This window comes from Photobacterium aquimaris (genome assembly GCF_002954455.1).
GTDB lineage: Bacteria > Pseudomonadota > Gammaproteobacteria > Enterobacterales > Vibrionaceae > Photobacterium > Photobacterium aquimaris.
On record NZ_MSCC01000001.1, the window covers coordinates 2469950 to 2493787 of the forward strand.

The 23838-nt window shown below is 40.9% G+C and carries 17 protein-coding genes and 1 riboswitch; of the genes, 5 read left to right on the forward strand and 12 right to left on the reverse strand.

All coding sequences use genetic code 11. The annotated features are described in order from the left end of the window. Positions 1 to 108: 108 nt before the first annotated feature. The 9 genes from BTN98_RS10940 to csrD form a co-directional block, all read right to left on the reverse strand. Positions 109 to 1332: a type II secretion system F family protein gene (locus tag BTN98_RS10940; protein WP_060998342.1), complete on the reverse strand. Its 1224-nt coding sequence runs from the start codon at positions 1330 to 1332 to the stop codon at positions 109 to 111. Then, positions 1319 to 3055, reverse strand: coding sequence for a GspE/PulE family protein (locus BTN98_RS10945; RefSeq protein ID WP_060998343.1), 1737 nt, complete (start codon positions 3053 to 3055; stop codon positions 1319 to 1321). The genes BTN98_RS10940 and BTN98_RS10945 overlap by 14 nt, the downstream gene beginning before the upstream one ends. 3 nt (positions 3056 to 3058) lie before the next feature. Beyond that, positions 3059 to 4183, reverse strand: coding sequence for a tetratricopeptide repeat protein (locus BTN98_RS10950; protein ID WP_060998344.1), 1125 nt, complete (start codon positions 4181 to 4183; stop codon positions 3059 to 3061). Further along, a complete protein-coding gene (locus BTN98_RS10955) occupies positions 4180 to 5028 on the reverse strand; it encodes an ExeA family protein (RefSeq protein WP_060998345.1) in 849 nt (282 codons plus the stop codon). The genes BTN98_RS10950 and BTN98_RS10955 overlap by 4 nt, the downstream gene beginning before the upstream one ends. A 3-nt stretch (positions 5029 to 5031) precedes the next feature. Beyond that, positions 5032 to 6675 carry a pilus (MSHA type) biogenesis protein MshL gene (gene mshL / locus BTN98_RS10960; RefSeq protein ID WP_060998346.1) on the reverse strand — a complete coding sequence of 548 codons (1644 nt, stop codon included), beginning with the start codon at positions 6673 to 6675 and terminating at the stop codon, positions 5032 to 5034. A gap of 13 nt (positions 6676 to 6688) precedes the next feature. Beyond that, positions 6689 to 7012, reverse strand: coding sequence for a hypothetical protein (locus tag BTN98_RS10965; protein ID WP_060998347.1), 324 nt, complete (start codon positions 7010 to 7012; stop codon positions 6689 to 6691). Continuing rightward, the gene (locus BTN98_RS10970; RefSeq protein ID WP_060998348.1) at positions 7005 to 7643 is read right to left on the reverse strand and encodes a hypothetical protein; all 639 of its coding nucleotides are present in this window, start codon (positions 7641 to 7643) and stop codon (positions 7005 to 7007) included. The genes BTN98_RS10965 and BTN98_RS10970 overlap by 8 nt, the downstream gene beginning before the upstream one ends. Continuing rightward, entirely contained in the window at positions 7643 to 9112 is a 1470-nt protein-coding gene (locus BTN98_RS10975; protein WP_060998349.1) for a hypothetical protein, read from the reverse strand. Before BTN98_RS10975 ends, BTN98_RS10970 begins: the two co-directional genes overlap by 1 nt. Before the next feature lie 147 nt (positions 9113 to 9259). Then, on the reverse strand, positions 9260 to 11194 hold the full coding sequence (gene csrD / locus BTN98_RS10980; protein ID WP_060998350.1) for an RNase E specificity factor CsrD: 1935 nt from the start codon (positions 11192 to 11194) through the stop codon (positions 9260 to 9262). 140 nt (positions 11195 to 11334) lie between these two features. Between csrD and BTN98_RS10985 the strand changes: the two genes are divergently transcribed. Beyond that, complete coding sequence (locus BTN98_RS10985) at positions 11335 to 12240, forward strand: LysR family transcriptional regulator (RefSeq protein WP_060998351.1); 906 nt, start codon at positions 11335 to 11337, stop codon at positions 12238 to 12240. A gap of 16 nt (positions 12241 to 12256) precedes the next feature. Here BTN98_RS10985 and BTN98_RS10990 read toward each other — a convergent pair whose 3' ends face one another. Both BTN98_RS10990 and BTN98_RS10995 read right to left on the reverse strand, forming a co-directional pair. Then, complete coding sequence (locus BTN98_RS10990) at positions 12257 to 13726, reverse strand: phosphoethanolamine transferase (RefSeq protein WP_060998352.1); 1470 nt, start codon at positions 13724 to 13726, stop codon at positions 12257 to 12259. A 149-nt stretch (positions 13727 to 13875) separates the two neighbouring features. Continuing rightward, complete coding sequence (locus BTN98_RS10995; protein ID WP_060998353.1) at positions 13876 to 14427, reverse strand: single-stranded DNA-binding protein; 552 nt, start codon at positions 14425 to 14427, stop codon at positions 13876 to 13878. A 659-nt stretch (positions 14428 to 15086) separates the two neighbouring features. Between BTN98_RS10995 and galU the strand changes: the two genes are divergently transcribed. The 3 genes from galU (at position 15087) to BTN98_RS11010 (ending at position 20754) form a co-directional block, all read left to right on the forward strand. Then, positions 15087 to 15953, forward strand: a complete 867-nt coding sequence (gene galU / locus BTN98_RS11000; protein WP_060998354.1) for a UTP--glucose-1-phosphate uridylyltransferase GalU — start codon at positions 15087 to 15089, stop codon at positions 15951 to 15953. A gap of 152 nt (positions 15954 to 16105) precedes the next feature. Next, positions 16106 to 18934, forward strand: a complete 2829-nt coding sequence (gene uvrA / locus BTN98_RS11005) for an excinuclease ABC subunit UvrA (RefSeq protein WP_060998355.1) — start codon at positions 16106 to 16108, stop codon at positions 18932 to 18934. Between the two features lie 74 nt (positions 18935 to 19008). Then, positions 19009 to 20754 (forward strand): PglL family O-oligosaccharyltransferase, encoded by a 1746-nt coding sequence (locus BTN98_RS11010; protein ID WP_060998356.1) that lies wholly within the window; start codon positions 19009 to 19011, stop codon positions 20752 to 20754. A 55-nt stretch (positions 20755 to 20809) separates the two neighbouring features. On the opposite strand, the gene BTN98_RS11015 is transcribed toward BTN98_RS11010, so the two are convergent. Then, positions 20810 to 21928, reverse strand: coding sequence for a pyridoxal-phosphate-dependent aminotransferase family protein (locus tag BTN98_RS11015; RefSeq protein WP_060998357.1), 1119 nt, complete (start codon positions 21926 to 21928; stop codon positions 20810 to 20812). 206 nt (positions 21929 to 22134) lie between these two features. Beyond that, positions 22135 to 22316: riboswitch (Lysine riboswitch) on the forward strand. Between the two features lie 107 nt (positions 22317 to 22423). On the opposite strand from BTN98_RS11015, the gene lysC reads away from it, so the two are divergent. Then, positions 22424 to 23797, forward strand: coding sequence for a lysine-sensitive aspartokinase 3 (lysC, locus tag BTN98_RS11020; RefSeq protein ID WP_060998358.1), 1374 nt, complete (start codon positions 22424 to 22426; stop codon positions 23795 to 23797). Positions 23798 to 23838: the final 41 nt, after the last annotated feature.

The window sequence follows — 23838 nt, forward strand, 5'->3', positions numbered from 1 at the left end:
GTTATATTTAACATTAACCATCAATTAAATAGTTAATATAATGATTAGTAGTAAATTAATATTTTAGTCAATTAAAAAATAACATGAAGACACTATGTTTTATAAATATCAGCCACCATTAGCGACGTCCAGCATTCCCCACATCGGTAAGAAAATACCCAGCGCCAGTAATAACACCATTGCCGATACCACTAATAATAATAGTGGCTCAATACGCGCAGTGAGAGTGGTGAGATCATAATCAACTTCGCGCTCGTAAAAATCGGCCGCTTCTAATAACAAATCATCAATTTGACCCGTTTCTTCACCGACTGCGATCATCTGTAACACTAACGGTGTGAAAATTTCCGTCTTTGCCGCAGTGGAGGCAATACTTGAACCACTTTCAATCCCCAATTTCATGTCCAATAACCGCTGCTCTAAAAAACGATTATCTAATGCTTCAGCGGCCATTTTTAAGGCTTGATTGAGTGGTAATCCCGCTCGTACCATTAATGCAAAAGTACGTGAAAAACGTGCCATCAACGCACGATTAACAATACTGCCAACAATCGGTACTCGTAGTCGCCACAGATCCCACCGCTGCTGACCTGTAACTGTATTGCGCCACAGACGAATACCTCCCCATGTTGCCCCCCCCAAAATAATCATTAGCGGCCAATAATTAACAAACACGTTAGAAGTACTAATCAACACTTTGGTTGGCCACGGTAAATCGACTCCAAAACGCGCAAACATACCAGCAAACTGTGGAATGACTTGCGTATTTAACACCACCAGTGCCAATCCAATCGCCACCATCACAAACATTGGATAGCGCATAGCTGATTTTATTTGACGCCGAGTATCCATTTCTTGTTGATAATAATTAGCTAACTGCAACAAAGTCTGATCCAAGCGACCAGTATTTTCACCAATATGGATCATCGACACAAACAAATCAGAAAAAACTCGTGGATGTTGCTTCATTGCAGACGATAACGAATATCCATTAGTTAACTCCGCTGCTACCTCAGCTAAAGTTAAGCGTAATAATGGGTGATTGGTGCTTTGTTCTAAACCTTTAAAAGCCCGTAACAATGGTACGCCAGCTTTAGTTAAGCTGTATAATTGACGACAAAAAATCACTAAGACTTCAAGTGGTAACTGACGCTGCCATAAATCATTCAGCGAAAATGATGAGTACTTATTGTTCGTTGTCGGTGTGATCTCTAACGGAATAACACCTTGGCGTAGCAATTGATCGGCAGCCACTGATTGAGTAACAGCGTCGAGTTTACCGCGCAAAATCTTACCTTGCGTATTACGACCACGATAACTAAAGTGTTTCATTTACAGGCAACCCAATTCGACAATCATTAAAATCACCTTCGGCTAACAACATCACTTCATCTAAACTGGTTACTCCCGCCAATGCCATCGCCATTGCCGACTCAACCAATGGCTTATAGCCATCACTGGCGCGAGCTATTTGGCTAAACAGTACCGCATTATTATTACGCAAGGCATCCATCATCGGTTGATCAATTTCTAATAACTCAAACACCCCGATACGACCTTTATAACCAGTAAAATTACAGCTTTGGCAGCCCTGCCCGAACTTAAGTGCACGATGATCATCACTAAAATTACGCGATCGTAGCCACAGTTGCTGTTCATCTTCTAATACTGCAACTTGAGAACAATCGCGGCATACTCGGCGTACTAACCGCTGTGCTAATACAGCCCTTACGGCGCTAGCAACCAGATAGCCAGGTGCCTGCATATCAATCATACGTAAGGCACTATCTATCGCATTATTGGTATGCAATGTTGAGAGTACTAAATGGCCAGTCAATGCCGCCCGTAATCCAATTTCAACCGTTTCTTGATCACGCATTTCACCGACTAAAATCACATCGGGATCTTGACGTAAAAAAGTCCGTAAAATCGATGAAAACGTTAGCCCTATTTTATTATTTACTTGAACCTGATTCACTCGCGGTAAGCGATATTCAACCGGATCTTCTGCGGTAATTAATTTTTTACCCGCTACATTAAGTTCGTTAAGCGCACCATATAGGGTCGTGGTTTTACCCGATCCTGTAGGTCCGGTAACTAAAATCATGCCATGAGGGCGCTTTAATTGGCGTCGAATACGTACTAAAAGATCAGCTGGCATACCAATATGATCGAGATCGAGAATACCTGCGGATTGATCCAATAGTCGCATTACCACCGATTCACCATATTGGACTGGCATTGTCGATAATCGAATATCAACTGAATGCTCGCGTACTTTGATATTAAAACGTCCATCTTGTGGTAAACGTTTTTCTGAAATATCAAGCCCGCTCATGAGCTTAAGTCGTAGAACCAATGCTGATGCAACACTGCTTTCATTCAATAAGGTTTCATGCAAAACACCGTCAATACGCTGCCGTATACGCAGCACATTTTCATCCGGTTCAATATGAATATCTGAGGCACCAACTTGTAACGCATCTTCAAACAATGAATTGATCAGCTTTACCACTGTCATTTCATCATTATCTTGATCATCAAACCCAAACCCATAATGCTGTTGACTTTGATGCTCTGCGTTGAGTTGTTCAGCAAACGAGGCAATTTCTTTGGTGCGACGATAGTAACGATCAAAAGCGGTGATCAACTGTCGTTCTGGTGCAATCACAAACTCAACTTGATAGTTCTGTAATTGGTTAAGCAGCGCTTCTTGCATCGCCAGATCGGCGGGATCACTCATCGCAACTCGTACTACCTCACCACGACGGCTGATCACTAAAGCGCGTAAACGGCGTGCGTGAACCTCTGACAGTAAACTCACCACCTCACTATCAACCACAATTCGAGTCAAATCGACCAACGGAATATCTAATTGCTGCGCTAAAAATTGCAACAATTGTTGTTCACTCAGAAATCCCATTCCAATTAAGGTATCACCGAGCTTACGCCCGGTGATTTGTTGTTGATTCAGGGCTTGATCCAACTGCTGCTGTTCAATGATGTGCTCATCCACCAACAGATCACCTAAACGTTTACGTAATCGAATTTGCATTTGCTAACTCCTTTGCGTTTGTAGCGCCATGATACGTTGCTGAATAAATTGTTGTGACGCTGACGACAGCCCACCGTGAGTTAATCCGTTACGATAAGAAGCTAATGCTAACGTTGGCTGCTGATTGCGCTCTTGAGCAATGGCTAATCCTAACCACCAGCGACCGTCCGTTACATCATGACGTAACAATTGTTGATAGCTCGCAAGGGCTAGCCCGGTATGATTTAACTGCTGCGCCAATCCTGCTCGCATTGCTAAAAAAGCCACTGAATCAACATTCTTTGGTTGCTGTAAGACCACAAATGCTGCTTGCTGTTGTTGTTCATTAACCAGCAATTTAGCTAATGTTAACCGTAATTCGGTATTGTTAGGTTGCAACTGTAATCCTTGCTGTAATATCGTCACCGCTTGGCGATCATCCCCACGGCCATAATATAATGCTGCCAGTTTTTGCCTTGCCGTCACCCATTGCGGACGATACTTTAATGCCGCTTCAAGATGGATGATCCCTTGGCGGCTATTTGCCTGACGCAATGCTTTTTGTGCTTTACGGTATTCAACATCTGCCAATTGTGATGCTGTTAACGCCACAGTTTGAATCGATAATCGACTGGGTAATGGTTTTGGCTCTGGCTTCACAGCTGGCAGCGACGCAACAGTGATATTTTTGACTGATTGTTGCTCTGCTAATGCATGTTGATAACCATTGTCGTAGCCTTGCTCATATGAACTGGCAAGCTCTTGTTCAATCTCTAATGTTTCAAACGCAGACTCTGCAATGGGCAACTCAACTAAGGATGATTTCACATCCGTTACGGCAACATTGGGTGTGACTGATGTAATTGGTGCCACCACAACGGCTGGTTTTACCGACCTCGTTGCTGGTATTGGGGCCACCTCAGGTGGTGATATAACCGCTATTTTTTTCGTCGTCACAGCCACAGATTGGTGCCAGCTTTTACTAAACATGATAATTATTGCTATCACTAACAATCCCATAATGATCGCCACAACAGTGCGATGACGATGAGTCGGTATCGGTTTTATCATTGCAGGCTCTAATGCTATATCTGCAGCATGGGGCTGTTGTTGTGCTAAAGCACTCAGGCGACGATTTAGCTCACTCATAAATATTTCCATCTCAGCCATTGCCACCACAACCGACTTGATTGTCGAGCTGCCACAGTATCAGCAATCGCAATATTAATATCTTGTCGACAAATACATTGCCGTTGGTGGCTATAAGCCGCTAATAAGGCTTTATGTGCCAATTGATTAATCAACCTTGGAATACCGCCACTGGCAAACCAAATCGCGCGCGATTGAGCGATGGAAAATAACTGAGAATGGCAACCAGAAACCGATAATCGATGTTCAATATAAGCCACAGCTTCAGCCTCATTTAACGCTAATAACGTCGTTCGAAAAGTGATCCGTTGTTGCAATTGACGTAACTGATGCGCAGCTAAGCGTTGATCGAGTTCAGGCTGTCCAATTAACACGATATGAAGTAATTTTTCTGATTCTGTTTCAATATTACCCAATAAACGGATCATTTCGAGCGCATCATCAGTCAATGCTTGTGCTTCATCGATCACCACCACCACCGCGCGACCTTTGGCTTTGCGGTGCAATAATTGGTCATGAATATCAACTGTTAGTCGATGCTGTTCTGTATCGATATTAATCCCTAACTCATCGGCTAATGCCACCTGTAAACTAAGTCCACACTGAGCAGGTGTCGGTAAATAAACCAAATCATACCGAGGGGGTAATCGATTGATCAACATACGACAAACGAGGGTTTTTCCCGTTCCCACTTCACCAGATAACTGCATTATTCCTTCGCCCATCGCCAACCCAGCTAGCACAGTCTCGATAGCGGTTAAATGGGTTGGTAAAGCATGAAATAAGGCTGTATTAGGGGTTAATGAAAACGGTGCTTGTTTAAACCCGAAATGCGATAAATACATCAGTTATTTAGGTTCCGGAAACCATTCATTAACCAATGTTCGCGAGCGTTCGATCTCTTGTTGCCAGGTTTGATCACTGATCACGGTTGGCTTTAATAAAATCACCAATTCGGTTTTTTGCTTCACTTTATTAATATTCCGAAACAGATTACCCACCACAGGAATATCACCAAGCAAGGGGACTTTTGATACTTGATCTGTCATCGCGGTTTTCATCAAACCACCAATGACCACCACATCACCACTACGAGCGTGAATAATAGAATCAGATTCACGAATGGTACTTTTGGCTAATGGCAATTGATAAACACCAAACTTTTCACCTAAATCAACCGCTTTGATTTCATTTTTAATATCAACCACCGCAGGGTGAACATGTAATAACACTCCGCCTTGATCGTCAATTTGCGGGGTCACATCCAGTGAAATACCAGAGAAAAAGGGCGTTAATTCAATATCAGGTGCAGCAGTACTGTTATCACCAGAAACATTACTACTTGAAACATTGGTGACAAAATATTCATCGCCACCGACTTTGATCACTGCTTTTTGATTATTAGCCGCTGTCACCCGTGGGCTTGATAACACATTAAGATCACCTTGAGTTTCAAGAAAACTCAGTACAGAGGTGAAATTACCATCACTAATGGTGATATTTGTTTGTCCGCCTAATAGATTTGAAATCACGTTACCACCAGGCAATGCTGCAATGGCACTAGCATCAACAATCGGCGTTGTCCCCACTACAATATTGGTGCCGCCAATACTGCGGGTGATATTTTGCCAGTTAATGCCCTGCTGATAGCTATCATTAAGCGTTACTTCCATGATCTTGGCTTCTAATACCACCTGACGTACTAACCGCTGCTGTGAAATTCCCAGAAATTGTTTTACTTCACGTAATTCATTTGGAAATGCACGCACCGAAATCAAGCCAGCTTGCGGTGATACCATCACATTACGACCATCACCATGTCCAATCATGCCACGAACGACTTTTTCTAATTGTTGCCAAAAATCACTCTCAGAACGGGTCTTAATGGTTGTGCCCCCCGTAGTGGTACTCACTCCTTCTGTCGCAGTATCACCACTATCATCTAAGTTTGAGTTTTCATTACGACTATTAGCGATAGAGCCGGTAGTAATCGAGGTTAATGACACCCCTTGACGTTGCAATTGCAAATAATCGACAGTAATGATATCGGTACGCAATGTTGCGGGAAACACCTGAATAATATTGCCTTTACGCGTAATGCTATAGCCATAAACATCATCGACAACATCCAATACTTCATCGAGAGTGACATCTGTTAATTGCAAGCTGATCAGACCGTTAACACCTGGATGAATCACAATATTAAACGGCGTGCCTTGGACTAGACTTGAAAAAAATGCATTGGCATCAACATTACGTGCATTAACACGAAAACGTTTTTCAAGCGCTTGATGTGATTGCAAGTCATGACTCTCTAATGTTGGCATCAGATCATTATTAACCGCAGCAGGCAGCTCAAACGCAGGTTGACTAACCGCATCATTAGCAGCTTGATTAAGTGCTTGTTTAATAGCAACTGGCGACTGATGTCCCATTTGAGTTGAACACCCCACTAATGAAGCGATAACTGCACCAAGTATGATACGTTGCATTTTTTATGGCCCTTCACTGCTTTATGTTTGTGCTAAACAGTGACAATTGCCACTGCTTTTGATTACGGGTTAATACCACTGAACTATCACTGACTCGACTGACGGTATAGCCTCTAATAACGCTGCCAACGGTGACACTTTTACCACTTAACGTCGCTCGGCAAGCTTGGGCATCACAAATAACACTCTGTAATTGTGGTAATAAGGGAGCAGAAACGGTGACTGATGATGTTTTTTTTTGCCACCCTAATGGCGCAGTAGGATCTTGCTGAGCATGTATATTTACCGCAAACAATAAACCACTAAGCCCGACACCAGTAACGAGATATTTAACCACCAATAAAGTCCTTAGTTTCGCCTAATGTATACAGTTCAAGCTCAATATTCGCCCATGGATACTGAGTCACTTGATAGTTTAAATTACGCCAATAATACTGCACAGGTAACGCTTCAAGTTGAGTTAAATAGCCAACAACATCAAAGTATTTACCTTTAAATGTCATTCGTAATGGATGTATATAATATCCCTGATCATCACCATCCATTAACTGAGCGGCAGGTAATGACACCATGGTTTGTAACTGCAACGCTTGACTGTGACCCAATACTTGCTCAAGCACACTGGTCATTTGAGTAGGAGAAACTAAACGCCCAACTTTATGTTGTAGTTCTGCTATCAACACCCTATTTTGCTGATCCAGTTGCACGATTTGAGCTTCTATCTTTTGATTAGGATTCTGAGTTAATTGACGTTGTAATTGGGTAATTTTATTACAGGTTGCGATCACATTATTAGCTGTCGTCTGGACACTATTGGTTTGGCTTTTTAACTGCAACCATTGTGGTTCTAACACCATAAATACACCAATAAAACCAATTGCTACCCAACCTGATATCGCAATCAGCCATTGCTCACGTGATGATAAATTACTGAATTTTTGTTGATATTCACTCCACGTCAACTTCATTAATTTATCCCTTGTAGACGTTGAGCTTGCAAACTAAATCTAACCTGATTGCTATCATCACGATCAATAGTCAATAACTGGAATCGGCGCTCAGCCAAAGTTGAATAACGATTAAATGTGCTTAACCATCGTGGTACAGCATCAGGTATACGAGCGCTACCATTGACATTCATACCATCAGCTGAAATTGAAATACGATCAATCGCGATATCGGTTGATGCCGCTGCGGCAAGTTGGGTTAACACTTCACCATAACCAACCAATAAACTAGCATCATGATTGGCAACAGCTTTCAATGTTGCTTGCTTAGCACTAATTTCTTGCTCTAATACACTGACACGTTGATGCTTTATCGGGCTTACAATATGCAGTAACAGTTGCTTTTGAATTAGTGCTAATTCAGTTTGTGCCGCAGTTAACTGTGCGTTATTGGACACAATTTCAGGCGCTAATTGACGCGATTTAAAGCTATAACAACCACTGACTGTCGCGATGAGTACAGTCAAGGCTAGCCAACTTAGCAACATATTATTAAGTGTTAACCATTGACGCTTAGGTTGTAGGTGTTGAGAATAAAGATTAATTGCAGAGTCAAAGCCTTGCTTAAGGCCAGCCCACGTAACACGTGCCGCGGTTGAGGTTAAAGATGGTTGAGGTGGAACGAGAGCTTTAACAGTGACATTTAAACGATCATTTAATGCCTGCGCTAATTGGTTGTTATCATCATTATCACAACTGATTAATAGCTGACTAATTGGATTATCACGCAGCTGAGCGCTAACAAAATCCAACGAACGTTGAAGCTCTAACGCCAAACTATCAAGTTGTAAGGATTGAGCATCAGTATTTGCCATCGCCACCAACGAGACGTCAAAGCCTCGTAATTGGCGTTGAAAAAATAATTTATGTTGGCTAAAGGCGGTTAATTGCAGGTTACCATTACCATGGCGATGTACCACTAATTGGCTACGATTATCTGCCGTGAACTCACTCCAAACCACACTTTCAACCGTCACGCAACCGACATTACATCCTGCTGATTTACAGGCTGCAATAATCTTATTCAGTTGTTGGCGAGTACTAACAAATACCTGTAGCCGATCGTTTTGTAGGCAGCTAAAACCATCAGCGACGATATCTTCAGGCGCTTCATTGACTAAATCTTTAACCAAATAAGGCAGCGCTAATGCTAGCTCATCACTGCTCAATTCAGGTTTATCTATCAATAAGCTTTGGTATAAACCTTGGCCTAAAATAACTGCAACTTGAGCCCCAGTTAATTGATGCTTAGTGATCAACATTTCAATCGCAGTTGGCCATTCAGTAGTCGAGGCTATTGATATGGAATCAACAACAATATCGGCTTCGCTACCAACAACTACAACAACGGTGTCAGAAAATAAAGTAATTGCGGCATTAAGTGAGGGCTTTTTGTGGGTAAGAAACCAAGCAAATAAGCGTTGAATCATGATAAAAACAAGCCAAAAGTTAGAGCCAAATAACAGCTCTGCACTTTAGGTAAAGAGTCTTTATTTCACAATATTAATGTATCAAATGTCAGATCTACATCACTTTAAATGATAACTATCATGTTAACATGTTCAGCATCATCCCCTTTAGGCATTGGGCTCACGCACTATTGGTTGCTCAGCAGCAAATAATCGACCTTGAGCCGCGACAACACCTAGCTGTTGTAAGACTCGCCATTCCTTATTCGACTCAACCCCAACCGCAATAACTTGAGCATCAGTGTTGGCACATGCACCAAGCATACTTCTAACAAATAATTGATTTTCTTGACGCTGATGAATATCACGCACTAAGCCACGATGTAATTTAATATAATCAGCTTTAATATCTTTAATATAGTACGTACTAACAATCGTTCGACCTGCTTTTGAAACCACCAGCTTACAGCCAAGGCCAGTTAACACCCGCAACACTGGCCGTATCGCATCTAGATGTTTCACTAACATATTTTCTGATACTTCAAACAATAATCGATTCAATACCGGACGCGGTAATTGCAATAACTCATCCCGTAGCCATTTAACAAACTTTTTGTCACGTAAACTAACAGTCGTAACATTAACCGCATAACTATTGATAGCAGATTGTTGCTTAAGCAACATCAAGGTTTGGCTGATCACTGCGCGATCAAAACGCACTGAATAACCGACTTGTTCTACCGCTGTCATAAAATTCGATGCTTTAATAATATCGCCATTATCATCTTTTATTCGCGCAAGTAAGGCGTAGCTCATGACTTGATCATTAGCCGCCATAATAATTGGCTGTTGATATAATAATGGTCCACCTTGTAGCAGTGTTTTATCAATCAGAGTACGCCAGCGAACATTACCACGCGACTTATCCCATTGATGATCTTTGGTAAAGCTATTCCAATTATTTGCACCTTGTAACTGTGAACTACGTAAAGCTGTATCAACTTCATCCATGATTCGGCCACGGCGATCACCACTATGAAAATAAGTGACCCCAATATGACACCAATTATCTTTTTCCATCGGTGCCGGAGGTGATAACCGCTCGACAGCATTTAATAATTGATTGGTAAAAAGTTTAATTTCTTTGGCTGGCTGTTGGGGAATCAGAATCGCAAATTCAGCATCAAAATAACGAGCTAATACCGTATCAGGAAAACGCTGAATAAAATTAGAGAGGATCACACTGATGTCTTGTAATAACTCTTCGGCAACAGTTCTTCCTTGCTGAGCACACAGTTCATCCCAGTCACTTAAGCGTAATAAGATCACCGCCCCATGATTATCTTGATCTTGTACCATCGACTGTAAACGACTATCAAACAACACTCGATTAGCAGTACCGGTTAATTGATCTAAAAAAGTATGGGTGCGAATAAAAGTATCAAATCGACTCCGTTCTTGGCGGGCATCTTTCAGTTCACCAATTAATTGATCAAGCGCCAAACTTGCCGTTGCAGGCCATTCATAATCATTGCCTTGTGCGTATTGTTCAACCCTACCTGCCAAAATCATTCGCCCACGCTCTTCTAATAATTCAGAGCCATAGAGCTGAGTTCGAAGCCAATGCACTCCTCGCACCAAGCCAAGAATAACAATCAACATCGCTAAAGAAATCGAAGACATTGCTCCAAGTGAATAGGTAAATTCACTATAAAGCGGAATAGCTGTGATTGTGACTTGATAATTAGCATGTGAAGGTAATTTATATTGGTGTCGATAAAGGACATTAGGATCAGGAACGACTTGATCACTTTTAAAATCAAAAATCTGATTATTATTATCAGTAACTGTTAATGTCACCACATTACTAGCTTTAAGCAATGTAGGCAGCCAACGAGACAACGCCTGCGGTCCTTGAGGCTCAAAAATCTCTTGATCGATGACACTCACCACACCGTCAAGGTAGTGCACTAATGCGTTTTGGCCGAGTTTACGAAAACTCAATGCACCACCAATAAAAATAACTAAAATCGCGCAAATCACGATCATGGTAACAAAGGCAACTAAGCGATTTGTTAACTTCATCCTTGAGGCTTTTCTCATAGCATCCTTATTTCACATATGCCATTAATATCAATATGTAAGAGATCAAAACGATCTTAATCATTTTCTCGTCGCTAAGCATACGCTACATTAGACCCGTTAATCGATTAATAATATTGTAACAAGGGAATAATACGTTTATGGATTGGATCACCTGTGCCAATAGTTTTATTACCGTAGTAGAACATGGTTCATTAGCGCAAGCTGCAAATAAGCTCAATACATCAAGTTCAGCATTATCAAAACGCTTATCTTGGTTAGAAAAACAGCTTGGGGTCCAACTTTTAAAACGTACCACTCGCCACTTAACCATGACTGATGCTGGTCAATTATTTTACCAACGCAGCGCCTTATTAGTTAATGATTGGCAACAAATGTTAGCAGAAACAACGGCAACCTATGGTGAAGTTGGAGGCATATTACGTCTTGGTGCACCTCTTGCCACTGGTAGCCGTTTATTAGTCAATTACTTAACAGAATTCAGTCAATGTTACCCAAAAATAAAAATTGAGCTTCATACTGTCACGGCAGGCCAACTTCCTGATCTTAACCTTGATGTATTTATCAGCCGTGAGATCACCGAATTTAATTCTTGTAGTTATATTGCGACTAAGCTATTGAGCTACCAAAATGGGTTCTACGCCGCACCAGCTTACCTTGAGAATAATCTGCCAATCACCACTCCAGAACAATTATGCCAACATAATTACCTGTTATTTGGTGAACAAAACCACCAACAAGATCATACCTTTGAAAATAATCAACGCTTACGATTACAAGGCAATTTTATTACCACTAATCCAGAAGTGCTGGTTGCTGGCGCTGTTGCTGGCATGGGGCTGATTTTAACCAGCAGCCAAACTATCAAGCGCGAATTGGATAATGACTTACTGGTACCGGTATTGCCAACCTTAAAGCAACCCACAGATGCCATTTATGCTTATTATCCAAAATTAAATTATCACCATGTAAAAACGAAGTTATTTATTGATTTTATTAAACAAAAATCATCACAAATCCTGCCAGCATTCTACACTCAAGATTAATCTCAGATAATGACAGTTAATGGTGCTTAATAATTTCATCAGGATCATTTTTCAAGCGGCTAAAGGGCACCATTTGATTACCGCTTAATACTTGAATGCTCTTCTCTTGAGGAGCTTGATAAATACTAAAGGCTGGTAGTTGCGCCGTTTTAACGCCGATCCAATGCGAGAAAATAGACATAAAATCAAACGCACTAATTTTTTTGTTCACTTTAATATGCTGCTTAATATCACTGGCTATTTCAATCAATGGCACTTCATAATTTTGCTTATATAAATCGCCATGTACTAATTGAGTCTGCCCTTTAACTGTACTGACATTATTCAAGCCATGATCAGAAAAATAAAATAATGAATAACTTTCTTGAGTGGTTTTTAAATCATTTACTATGGTTTTAATAATACTATCTGTTTGATTGTAAGTAGATAAATAACAAGATAAATCTTTATCTTTAAGTCCATAAATATCTTTTTTAATTCGATCGCAAAAATTCTCATGTGATCCCATAATATGCACCACAATTAATTTTGAGCCCTGATAAGGCTGCGCTAATGCCTGCTTAAATAACGGTAATAAGGCGTAATCGCTGGTATTATTAGTGAGAAAATTGCCTTTTTTCAAAAATTGTTTTTCGGTTGCATGTACAGCAATTGCTGACACAGCGGTATCATATTTTCCAATAAAACCTTGATTTGATAACCATATTGTTTTCATCTTGGCAGCATTAGCCAGAGTAATAATATTATTAACTGGGTGTAAATCTAGTCCATGACTGATCGCGAGTGTTCGCGGTAATGACACTGCGGTATGAGAGGCTGTCGACAAATAACCATTGACCAAGATTGCGGGAGTGTGAGCTAAAAATGGTGTGGTATTAATTGGGTAACCGTAAGCCGACATATAATCCTTACGCATACTCTCACCAATGATTAATACATAATTCTTATACTTTGGTTTAGCACTTAATATCGTCCAATCAGCACGTTGGTGAATACTTTTTTGAATTGCCTTCATTTGAGCAATATAGTGCACACTACTAATGTAAATATGATTAATAAACACACTTAAAGATGAAAAATAAAAACAAACAATACCTAATAAAATAGCCGATTTATGCCATTGAAAAACAAACTTAATCTGTATTAAATAGTAACAAAATAAGAACAGTAAAATGGCATTAAGACCCCACACCTTTGCTGGAACTGCTAATAAAAATTCAATACTTTCACGTTTATTGGTTTCAAGTAATGATGCAATAATGCCTATATTTGGATGTCCATAAATATAACCTGATTGAAAGTATAATGTCGCAATTAAACCAATTGGAAATATAACTACCCATTTTAGCCAACGTTTAGATGACAATAAAATTAATGCTAAAAATAAGCTACTAGTTACTACAAGTATTTGATTACCATTATAACCAACACCAATAGTAAGCAATAAAGATAATAAAAAGGTAATAACGATATCTAAACGTTTCATAAATATAACAAGATAAACCATAAGAATAATATTAATAGTTTAACTTAGGTTTTTTATTTTTGACACAAAAAACCCAGCACTAGTGCTGGGTTAGTATTATTCTCTATATTTAAAAGTAATTATTATTATACTTTTAATTTATATAAGAGCTAGAATGGAATATCGTCGTCAAAATCCATTGGTGGCTCATTATATTGCTGCTGCGGTTGCTGTGGAGCAGACTGCTGCGGTGCTGGTTGCTGTTGCTGCTGTGGTGCATAATTTTGCTGTGGCGCAGCAGCAGGTTGTTGAGGCTGACCCCAATTACCTTGGTTCTGCTGTTGTTGACCACCCATAGGTGCGCCACCGTTACGACCACCTAACATCTGCATAACACCATTAAAGCCTTGAACAACGACTTCAGTCGTGTATTGATCTTGGCCTTGTTGGTTTTGCCATTTACGTGTTTGTAATTGGCCTTCGATGTACACTTGTGAACCTTTACGTAAGTACTCACCAGCAACTTCTGCTAATTTGCCAAACAATGCTACACGGTGCCACTCTGTTTTTTCACGTTGCTCACCGGTAGATTTATCACGCCAAGACTCAGAGGTTGCAATAGTAATATTAGCTACTGCACCACCGCTAGGCATGTAACGAATTTCAGGATCATTTCCTAAGTTACCGATTAGAATAACTTTATTTACGCCACGACTGGCCATAGTTCACTCCAAAGCTGATAGCGACGGTATTGGGTGTTAATAGCCGCTTAGTCAAAGTTTATACTTAATCACGCAGTTTATCATGTCAGCAAGGTCAAGGCATAGCGCCAAAGTAGGTTACAGCACGCAATTATACATACAAAATACAACTAAATAGCATTGTGAATATAACCAATATTTATATAAGACAACTCTGACAATTGAACCAACATCAAAACTGTCATTTTTATGACACTTCAATGGTTTTAATATATATACTACTCGGGATCAAACTATATCATCAATGTTGAACGTTTAATTTAACCGAAGAATTATTGAAAATAATATTAAAGGTAATAGTAACTATATTAAAAATAAATAACACCTAAATATAAAGTAAATATCATGGCTGTTATAATATGAACCAGACTTTGAGCATGAATATAAGAATTGTCATTATGGTTAATAATTAAAGATTATACATATTTGATTTATTGTTATATTTTGCGAGAACAACGATGATATTAAGTTGATTTATTGTTTAAAATCTCTAACATTACGATGCGATTAGGAATTAACAAAACAATAATAATGATTGTTTTGTTAATTCTCACTAACGAAATTAGCGGTAAGATTTCAATCTACGCTCACAATTAATTACATAAAATCTAGGAAACACTATGATCAAGAAATGTCTATTTCCAGCAGCGGGCTACGGCACACGATTTCTTCCTGCAACGAAGTCAATGCCAAAAGAGATGATGCCAATTGTAAACAAGCCTTTGATTGAATACGGTGTTGAGGAAGCGATTGAAGCAGGCATGAACGGTATGTGTATCGTTACTGGTCGTGGTAAAAACACCTTAATGGATCACTTTGATAAAAATTACGAGCTAGAACACCAAATCAGCGGTACTAATAAAGAAGAGCTATTATTTGATATCCGTCGCGTAATTGATTCAGCTCACTTCACTTACATTCGTCAAGGTGAAATGAAAGGTTTAGGTCATGCAATCCTTATGGGTCGTGAACTAGTAGGTAACGAACCTTTCGCTGTAGTACTTGCCGATGACCTTTGTGTAAACGAAGAGCAAGGCGTATTGGCTCAAATGGCTGCACTTTACAAGCAATTCCGTTGTTCTATCGTTGCTGTTGAAGAAGTACCAGAAGAAGATACCCATAAATACGGTGTAATCGCAGGCCAAATGATTCGTGATGATCTATTCCGTGTTGATAACATGGTAGAGAAGCCAGAGCCAGGTACAGCGCCAAGCAACCTTGCAATTATCGGTCGTTATATTCTAACACCTGATATTTTTGATATCATTGAAGAAACAGAACCAGGTAAAGGCGGCGAAATCCAAATTACTGACGCCCTACTAAAACAAGCACAATCTGGTTGTGTACTTGCATTTAAATTTAAAGGTAAGCGTTTTGACTGTGGTAGCGTTGATGGTTACATTGAAGCTACAAACTACTGCTACGAAAACGTTTATAAGAAAGAGCAATCTTTAAAGCTAGCTACACAACAAACTAGCAAAAAGTAAACAAACCAAATATATAAACAATCCCGCTTTTTAAAGCGGGATTTTTTTTATTAGCGCTACTGTGTTTTTATTCAGTATCAGTATCTTTTGCTCATTAAAAGCGGCTATGAAATACTAGTCACTTACAATCTAGCAAAAGAATAGTGATTGGTATGGATTACATCGAAGTACAGGGTGCGCGCACTCATAATCTTAAAAACATCAATATTTCCATTCCTCGCGACAAGCTCGTTGTTATCACGGGCTTATCTGGTTCGGGAAAATCATCGTTAGCATTTGATACTTTATATGCTGAAGGTCAACGCCGCTATGTCGAATCACTATCGGCTTATGCTCGTCAATTTCTATCATTAATGGAAAAGCCCGATGTTGATCACATTGAGGGCTTATCGCCTGCAATTTCTATTGAGCAAAAATCAACTTCGCATAACCCGCGCTCAACCGTTGGCACCATTACTGAAATTTATGACTATTTACGCTTGCTCTATGCACGTGTAGGTGAACCTCGCTGTCCCATTCATGATGCTCCTCTTGCAGCACAAACCGTCAGTCAAATGGTTGATCAAGTGTTGGCTATGGATGAAGGCAGTAAGCTTATGCTGCTAGCACCGATCGTCAAAGATCGTAAAGGCGAGCATGTAAAAACTCTCGCTAACCTTACCGCTCAAGGTTATATTCGTGCGCGTATCGATGGTGAAGTGTGTGATCTTTCTGATCCACCAACATTAGAACTTCATAAAAAACACACCATTGAAGTGGTGGTCGATCGGTTTAAAGTCCGTGATGATCTACAGTTACGCTTAGCTGAATCATTTGAAACCGCACTTGAGCTTTCTGGTGGTACGGTTATCATTGCACCAATGACTACCGGTGACTCAACTGAACAAGTTTTTTCGGCTAACTTTGCTTGCCCACATTGTGGCTATAGCATGCAAGAGCTTGAACCTCGATTGTTCTCATTCAATAACCCAGCCGGCGCATGTGGCACCTGTGATGGCTTAGGAGTACAACAATACTTTGATCCTGAGCGAGTGGTACAAAATGGTGAACTGAGTTTAGCCGGTGGCGCTATTCGCGGCTGGGATAAGCGTAATTTTTACTATTTCCAAATGCTAAAATCATTAGCAGAACATTTTAAATTTGATGTTGAAGCCCCATTCGATACCCTGCCGAAAAAAATAAAAACCTTAATCCTTTCAGGCTCAGGCACTACGGATATTGAATTTAAGTACATTAATGATCGCGGTGACATTACCGTTCGTCGTCACCCTTTTGAAGGTATTTTAAATAATATGGAGCGCCGTTATCACGAAACAGAATCCAATTCTGTCCGTGAAGAACTGGCTAAATTTGTCTCAACCAAACCTTGTGCCAGCTGCCATGGTTCACGCTTACGCCAAGAAGCACGGCATGTCTTTATTGGTGAAACTAATCTGCCCCACATCTGTGAAATGAGTATCAACGACGCCTTCACTTTCTTTGATCAATTGGCATTAACCGGTCAACGAGCGCAAATTGCCGCCAAAATTTTAAAAGAAATTAATGAACGTTTAAGTTTCTTGATCAATGTTGGGCTTAATTATCTCAGCCTATCACGCAGCGCTGATACCCTTTCAGGCGGTGAAGCACAGCGGATCCGTTTAGCAAGCCAAATTGGTGCTGGTTTAATGGGGGTGATGTATGTCCTTGATGAGCCATCAATTGGTCTTCATCAACGAGATAATGAACGTCTACTCAAAACCCTGATCCACCTGCGTGATCTTGGTAATACGGTGATTGTGGTAGAGCATGATGAAGATGCTATTCGCGCTGCTGATTATGTGATTGATATCGGCCCTGGTGCAGGTGTTCATGGTGGCGAAATTATTGCTGAAGGTACTGTTAAAGATATTCTAAAATCAAAAAAATCACTAACAGGCCAGTATCTTAGCGGTAAAAAATTAATTGCCATTCCTGAGCAACGAGTGCCATTTGACGCTACAAAAACCGTCAAGCTTATTGGTGCCAGTGGCAACAACCTTAAAGATGTTAACCTCGAGATCCCTGTTGGGTTACTGACTTGCATTACCGGTGTTTCTGGATCAGGTAAATCAACCTTGATCAATGACACCTTCTTTAAAATTGCTCACCAACGACTTAATGGTGCAACTACTGGCACGCCTGCACCTTATCAAGACATTGAGAATTTAGAACATTTTGATAAAGTGATCGATATTGATCAAAGCCCAATCGGGCGCACACCACGCTCTAACCCTGCGACCTATACTGGTATTTTCACCCCTATTCGTGAATTATTTGCAGGTACTCAAGAGTCTCGTTCGCGCGGTTATAAAGCGGGCCGATTTAGCTTCAATGTTCGTGGCGGTCGTTGCGAAGCCTGCCAAGGTGATGGCGTTATCAAAGTAGAAATGCACTTTTTACCTGATGTCTATGTGCCTTGTGATGCTTGTAAAGGCAAACGTTATAACCGTGAAACACTAGAAGTGCGTTACAAAGGCAAGAGTATTGATGAAGTATTACAACTAACTGTTGAAGATGCTCATCAATTTTTTGAACCCGTTCCAGCAATTGCACGAAAATTAAAGACATTAATTGATGTCGGCTTATCGTATATTCGTCTTGGCCAAGCAGCGACAACCTTATCCGGTGGTGAAGCACAACGGGTTAAACTGGCTAAAGAGTTATCTAAGCGCGATACCGGAAAAACATTATATATTTTAGATGAGCCTACCACTGGCTTGCATTTTCACGATATTCAACAATTGCTTACCGTATTACATCAGCTACGTGATCGCGGCAATACCATTGTGGTTATCGAACATAATCTAGATGTGGTCAAAACAGCGGATTGGGTCATCGATCTTGGACCCGAAGGCGGTAATGGTGGCGGTGAAATTATCGCGACGGGTACTCCTGAACAGGTAGCGCTGGTGACTGGTTCTCATACAGCAAGGTTTCTTAAGCCATTACTTAATCGCTAATTGTAAAACGTAATTAGGCCCTATGAGCAGGTTGACTTTGGTCAGCCTGTTTGCTTTTTCACTCAGGACTCACCATGACAGTGTTACAACTTCAAGGTACGAAATTAGAACAGAAACGGATTTCTAAGCCATTACCTTTAGTACGTTTTTTCTTAGCCAGTATTGGCTTATTGTTTATTATTGCGATGCATTACTTTCAGCATAATCCTGGTGGTTCCGGGCTTGAGTTATCGTTTAATGCTGCTGCCTGGATTCCATTTAGCTTTGCCATTAGTTGCGGCTTATTAGAGATCTGCCGCCAAAAAGTCTGGCGCTATTCTCGTATGACGCTGATTTTATTTAGTTGCTGTGTATTACTGTCATTACCGGTGTTTTACACGAATGCAGATGGCTTTGCTGTATTAAACCGTTTACTCGCTCTTTGGAGCGGTTTTTTATTTTTTATCAGTCTCCAGCAATTTGTTTTTACCCATAACCAACGTCAACGCTTACTGTGGTTTATTACCATCGCGGTATTAATTGAAGCGACATTTGGCTGGTACCAATTTTTATGGCTTGGTACCAATAATCGCTTTGGTTATGACATCATCGCTAATCGGCCTTATGGTATTTTTCAACAACCCAATGTGATGGCAAGTTTCTTGGCCACAGGATTGGTTATCGCCGCCTATTTATTAGCACGTTTACCGCGTTATCGTGGTAAATGGGCTTGGCAACACCTGATTTTATTAGCGGTGCCGGTATTGACGATTCCACTATTAGTGGTGCTTAACTCACGTACTGGCTGGTTAGGTGCGATTATCGGTTCATTATTGATGTTGCCATATTTACACCGTTTTGCCGCAAGATATCAACAACGAATGTGGGGCTTAGTGTTATTATTAGGCATGGCATTGGCATGGCAAATAAGTAGCACAACAGACAGTTCTTTTTCGCAACAAGCACGGGTTACATTAGCAAGCCAACGTTCGATAATGATGCCACAAGCTTATGAAATGTTTACCACTAAACCGTTAACAGGTTATGGCTATGGTAAGTTTGAAGCCACATATATTACTCAAACCGCATTATGGCATCAACGAGATCCGTCACAGCAACACGCAGGAATTCCAAGTTTAGATCACCCTCATAATGAATTACTTTATTGGGCTGCAGAAGGTGGTATCGTACCGTTACTAGGACTCATTGTGGCAGCACTTGCTGTGCTTATTAGCATTAAAAAAGCGCCTAATGGTACCCAATTAGCATTAATCGGATTATTTTTCCCTATCGTATTACACACACAATTAGAATATCCGTTTTATCATTCACTCACCCATTGGATCATTTTTATTATTTTGATCTTTTGGGTTGATAATCTCACGACCAAATACTATCGCTATCAAACCCAATACATACTGGCACTGAAAGTAAGTGCAATTGCATTACCAATCATGATCACCAGCTTTATGATCACCACCTTATATTCAGGTTGGTTACTAACAAAGTTTGAAACGACTCGTCCGGTTGATATCAACTATTTGGTCAAAGTGAATAATCCATGGGCATGGCAACATCGATTTGAATGGGATTTACACCTCACTCAATTACAACTAGGGATCGCGACAGATAAACCCCAACTGGTTGCAGATTATGTACGGTGGGCAAACCAAAAAGCTCAAACATGGCCACGGCCGGCGTTATATCAGAACCTTGTTCTGGCATATTACAATCAAGGTCAAACAGCGCAAGCCGAGCAAGTGGCGACTGAGGCACAACAATTATTTCCGGGGATCACGCTACCTAGCGCAGCAATAGCGACGGTCTCATCAGCGAAATAATCACAGTAAACCATCAATGGCAGCCAAGATTGCCATTGATGGTTCATCATCAATGTTATTTCAAGGTGCTTTCAAGTGCTTTAAGGCATAGAGCAACATTCTCACTGCGAGCAGTATAGCCCATCAATCCAATCCGCCATGCCTTACCAGCTAAGGTGCCTAGCCCAGCACCAATTTCAAGATTATAACGCTCCAATAAGGTTGATCTGACCGCTGCATCATCAACCCCCTCAGGAATATAAACAGCATTAAGCTGTGGTAATCGATATGCCTCTTCAACCACAAATTGAATACCTAATGCTTCCAATCCAGTCTTTAACTCAATATGAGCTCGTTGATGACGTTGCCACGCTTGCTCTAAACCTTCATTGTGTAACAGCACTAGCGCTTCATGCAGTGCATATAAACTGTTTACCGGCGCGGTATGGTGATAACTACGCTTACCTTCACCACTCCAATAACCCAAGACTAAACTTTGATCCAAAAACCAACTTTGCACTGCTGTTTTACGCTGTTGTATTTTAGCGATCGCTTTTTCAGAAAAGGTCAATGGAGATAGCCCTGGCACACACGATAAACATTTTTGACTACCAGAATAAACCGCATCAAGTTGCCATTCATCCACCAGCAAAGGTACGCCGCCTAATGAGGTCACCACATCAACAATGGTTAAACATTGATATTTACGGGCAATTTCTGCGATTGTTTTGGCATCACTCAATGCACCGGTTGAGGTTTCTGCATGCACAAATGCAACGACTTTAATCTCAGGATCAGCCTGTAATGCTTGCTCAACTAAGGCAGGAGATACCGGCTCACCCCAAGCATTATCAACCATGATCGCGACACCGCCACAGCGTTCAACGTTCTCCCGCATACGATCGCCAAACACGCCATTGCGACAAACTAATACCTTATCACCAGCTTCAACCAAATTAACAAAACACGCTTCCATACCCGCACTACCTGGTGCTGAGACTGCAATGGTAAAGCTATTATTGGTTTGAAAAGCGTATTGTAATAACAGCTTAAGTTCATCCATCATTTTGATAAATAACGGATCGAGGTGGCCAATTGTCGGTCGGCTCAAGGCTTGTAAAACTTGCGGATAAATATCGGAAGGTCCCGGCCCCATAAGAATTCGTTGTGGGGGCATAAAACTGGTGATAGACATAGATTCAACTCCATTAAATCATGATTATTATCAATAAGGTGATGGCTCGATTGTGGTTATTACAGAGTATTAGAGCAATACCAAAGCCGCAAGTAACAACCCAAAATCCTGTTAGCCACGCATACTTTTTGTTAACCATCGAGAAATCATCATTTAACAATTGACAACTACGACGCATTTCCTATTCAATAACAACAGTGTTTATTCACTACAGAAGAGGTGCGTTACCCAGGTATTAATAGTGTAGGGCCCAACCCTAATACATTATTAAGAGGGGGAGTAACGCCGAGATACAAAGTGTTTGGGGCGCAGTGTATCGGCTATGAAAGTTGAATCTTTCAGGCTGTCATCTAAGTCAGGTTGACTATGATGGGGAGCTTCTGGGTAGCCGCTACCCGCGTTACTGCCTATTACCTCCTCGACAATGGACGTCGGGAATTCTTCCGAAGTAAAGAACCTATCTTGCAGCATTTACGATCAAGGGAGAACACCGTAATGAGCCTTACTCCAGCACCAACTACAGATCCACTCATTGTGGCTAAGTTTGGTGGCACCAGTGTCGCCGATTACGCCGCAATGTGCCACAGCGCCAACATCGTTATCGCCAATCCAAACACTAAAATTGTCTTAATTAGTGCTTGCTCTGGCGTGACTAATTTACTGGTTGAATTAGCCACCGGCATCAGTGATAGCGTCTTACGCCAGCAGCTTTTACAACAACTGGCTACTATTCATCAGCAAATCATTAATCAGTTACAGCAGCCACAGACTGTTAGCTGTGCCATTGATACGTTATTAGATGATATTGCTTCTGCAGCTGCACAAGCGGCGATTAAACCATCTTCACAACTTACCGATCAGTTAGTTAGCCATGGTGAGCTCTTATCAACCCATTTGTTTAATCAAATTTTAATCGAATTGGGTGCTACTGCGGTTCGATTTGATATTCGAAATGTGATGCGTACTGATGCTCAATTTGGCAAAGCTGTTCCACAACCTGAACGTATTCGTCAATTAGCTCAACAGCATCTGTTACCACTATTAGCGAATCAAATTGTTATTTCACAAGGTTTTATAGGCTGTGATGACCAAGGTAATACCACCACTCTTGGTCGAGGAGGCAGCGATTACAGTGCCGCCTTAATCGCAGAAGCAGTTGATGCAACAACTCTAGAAATCTGGACCGATGTACCGGGAATGTACACCACCGATCCACGTATTACTGCTGCAGCCAAACCGATTAAAGAAATCAGTTTTAGTGAAGCCTCTGAAATGGCCAACTTTGGTGCTAAGATTCTCCACCCATCAACATTAGTACCTGCAATAAGACAGCAAATTCCTGTTTTTGTCGGCTCATCAAAAGCCCCTCAGCAAGGGGGAACCTGGATTCGAAAAACCGTTGAGCAAGCACCATTATTTAGAGCATTGGCATTGCGTGGTAATCAAACCATGGTGACGTTAACCAGTCTTAATATGTTTCATGCTTACGGCTTTCTCGCTGAAGTGTTTCGTATTTTGGCTGAGCATAAAATCTCAGTCGATTTAATTACCACTTCCGAAGTTAGCGTTTCATTAACGCTCGATCAAACCGACACTGGCGGCGGAGCACCGACATTACCGTTAGCTGCCGTTGAACAACTCAACCAATTATGCCGAGTAGAGATTGAACAAGGGTTATCGTTAGTAGCGTTAATAGGCAATCGTATGAGTGACAGCAAAGGCTCAGCTAAACACATTTTTGGCGCCCTTGATGCTTATAACTTACGTCTCATTTGTTATGGCGCCAGCCCACATAATCTGTGTTTCTTGGTTAATGAAACCGATGCAAAGTCAGTCGTATCTACGCTTCATCAGCAATTGTTAGAATAATAACCACCAGCACCAATAGTAAAAACACAAAAAAGGCGCAA

Coding starts and splice junctions, on each gene's coding strand:
- BTN98_RS10940 (WP_060998342.1), bottom strand. CDS start 1,332: ATGAAACACTTTAGTTATCGTGGTCGTAATACGCAAGGTAAGATTTTG.
- lysC (WP_060998358.1), top strand. CDS start 22,424: ATGAGCCTTACTCCAGCACCAACTACAGATCCACTCATTGTGGCTAAG.
- BTN98_RS10950 (WP_060998344.1), bottom strand. CDS start 4,183: ATGAGTGAGCTAAATCGTCGCCTGAGTGCTTTAGCACAACAACAGCCC.
- BTN98_RS11010 (WP_060998356.1), top strand. CDS start 19,009: ATGACAGTGTTACAACTTCAAGGTACGAAATTAGAACAGAAACGGATT.
- csrD (WP_060998350.1), bottom strand. CDS start 11,194: ATGAGAAAAGCCTCAAGGATGAAGTTAACAAATCGCTTAGTTGCCTTT.
- uvrA (WP_060998355.1), top strand. CDS start 16,106: ATGGATTACATCGAAGTACAGGGTGCGCGCACTCATAATCTTAAAAAC.
- BTN98_RS10990 (WP_060998352.1), bottom strand. CDS start 13,726: ATGAAACGTTTAGATATCGTTATTACCTTTTTATTATCTTTATTGCTT.
- BTN98_RS10955 (WP_060998345.1), bottom strand. CDS start 5,028: ATGTATTTATCGCATTTCGGGTTTAAACAAGCACCGTTTTCATTAACC.
- BTN98_RS11015 (WP_060998357.1), bottom strand. CDS start 21,928: ATGTCTATCACCAGTTTTATGCCCCCACAACGAATTCTTATGGGGCCG.
- galU (WP_060998354.1), top strand. CDS start 15,087: ATGATCAAGAAATGTCTATTTCCAGCAGCGGGCTACGGCACACGATTT.
- BTN98_RS10945 (WP_060998343.1), bottom strand. CDS start 3,055: ATGCAAATTCGATTACGTAAACGTTTAGGTGATCTGTTGGTGGATGAG.
- BTN98_RS10975 (WP_060998349.1), bottom strand. CDS start 9,112: ATGATTCAACGCTTATTTGCTTGGTTTCTTACCCACAAAAAGCCCTCA.
- BTN98_RS10970 (WP_060998348.1), bottom strand. CDS start 7,643: ATGAAGTTGACGTGGAGTGAATATCAACAAAAATTCAGTAATTTATCA.
- BTN98_RS10995 (WP_060998353.1), bottom strand. CDS start 14,427: ATGGCCAGTCGTGGCGTAAATAAAGTTATTCTAATCGGTAACTTAGGA.
- BTN98_RS10985 (WP_060998351.1), top strand. CDS start 11,335: ATGGATTGGATCACCTGTGCCAATAGTTTTATTACCGTAGTAGAACAT.
- mshL (WP_060998346.1), bottom strand. CDS start 6,675: ATGCAACGTATCATACTTGGTGCAGTTATCGCTTCATTAGTGGGGTGT.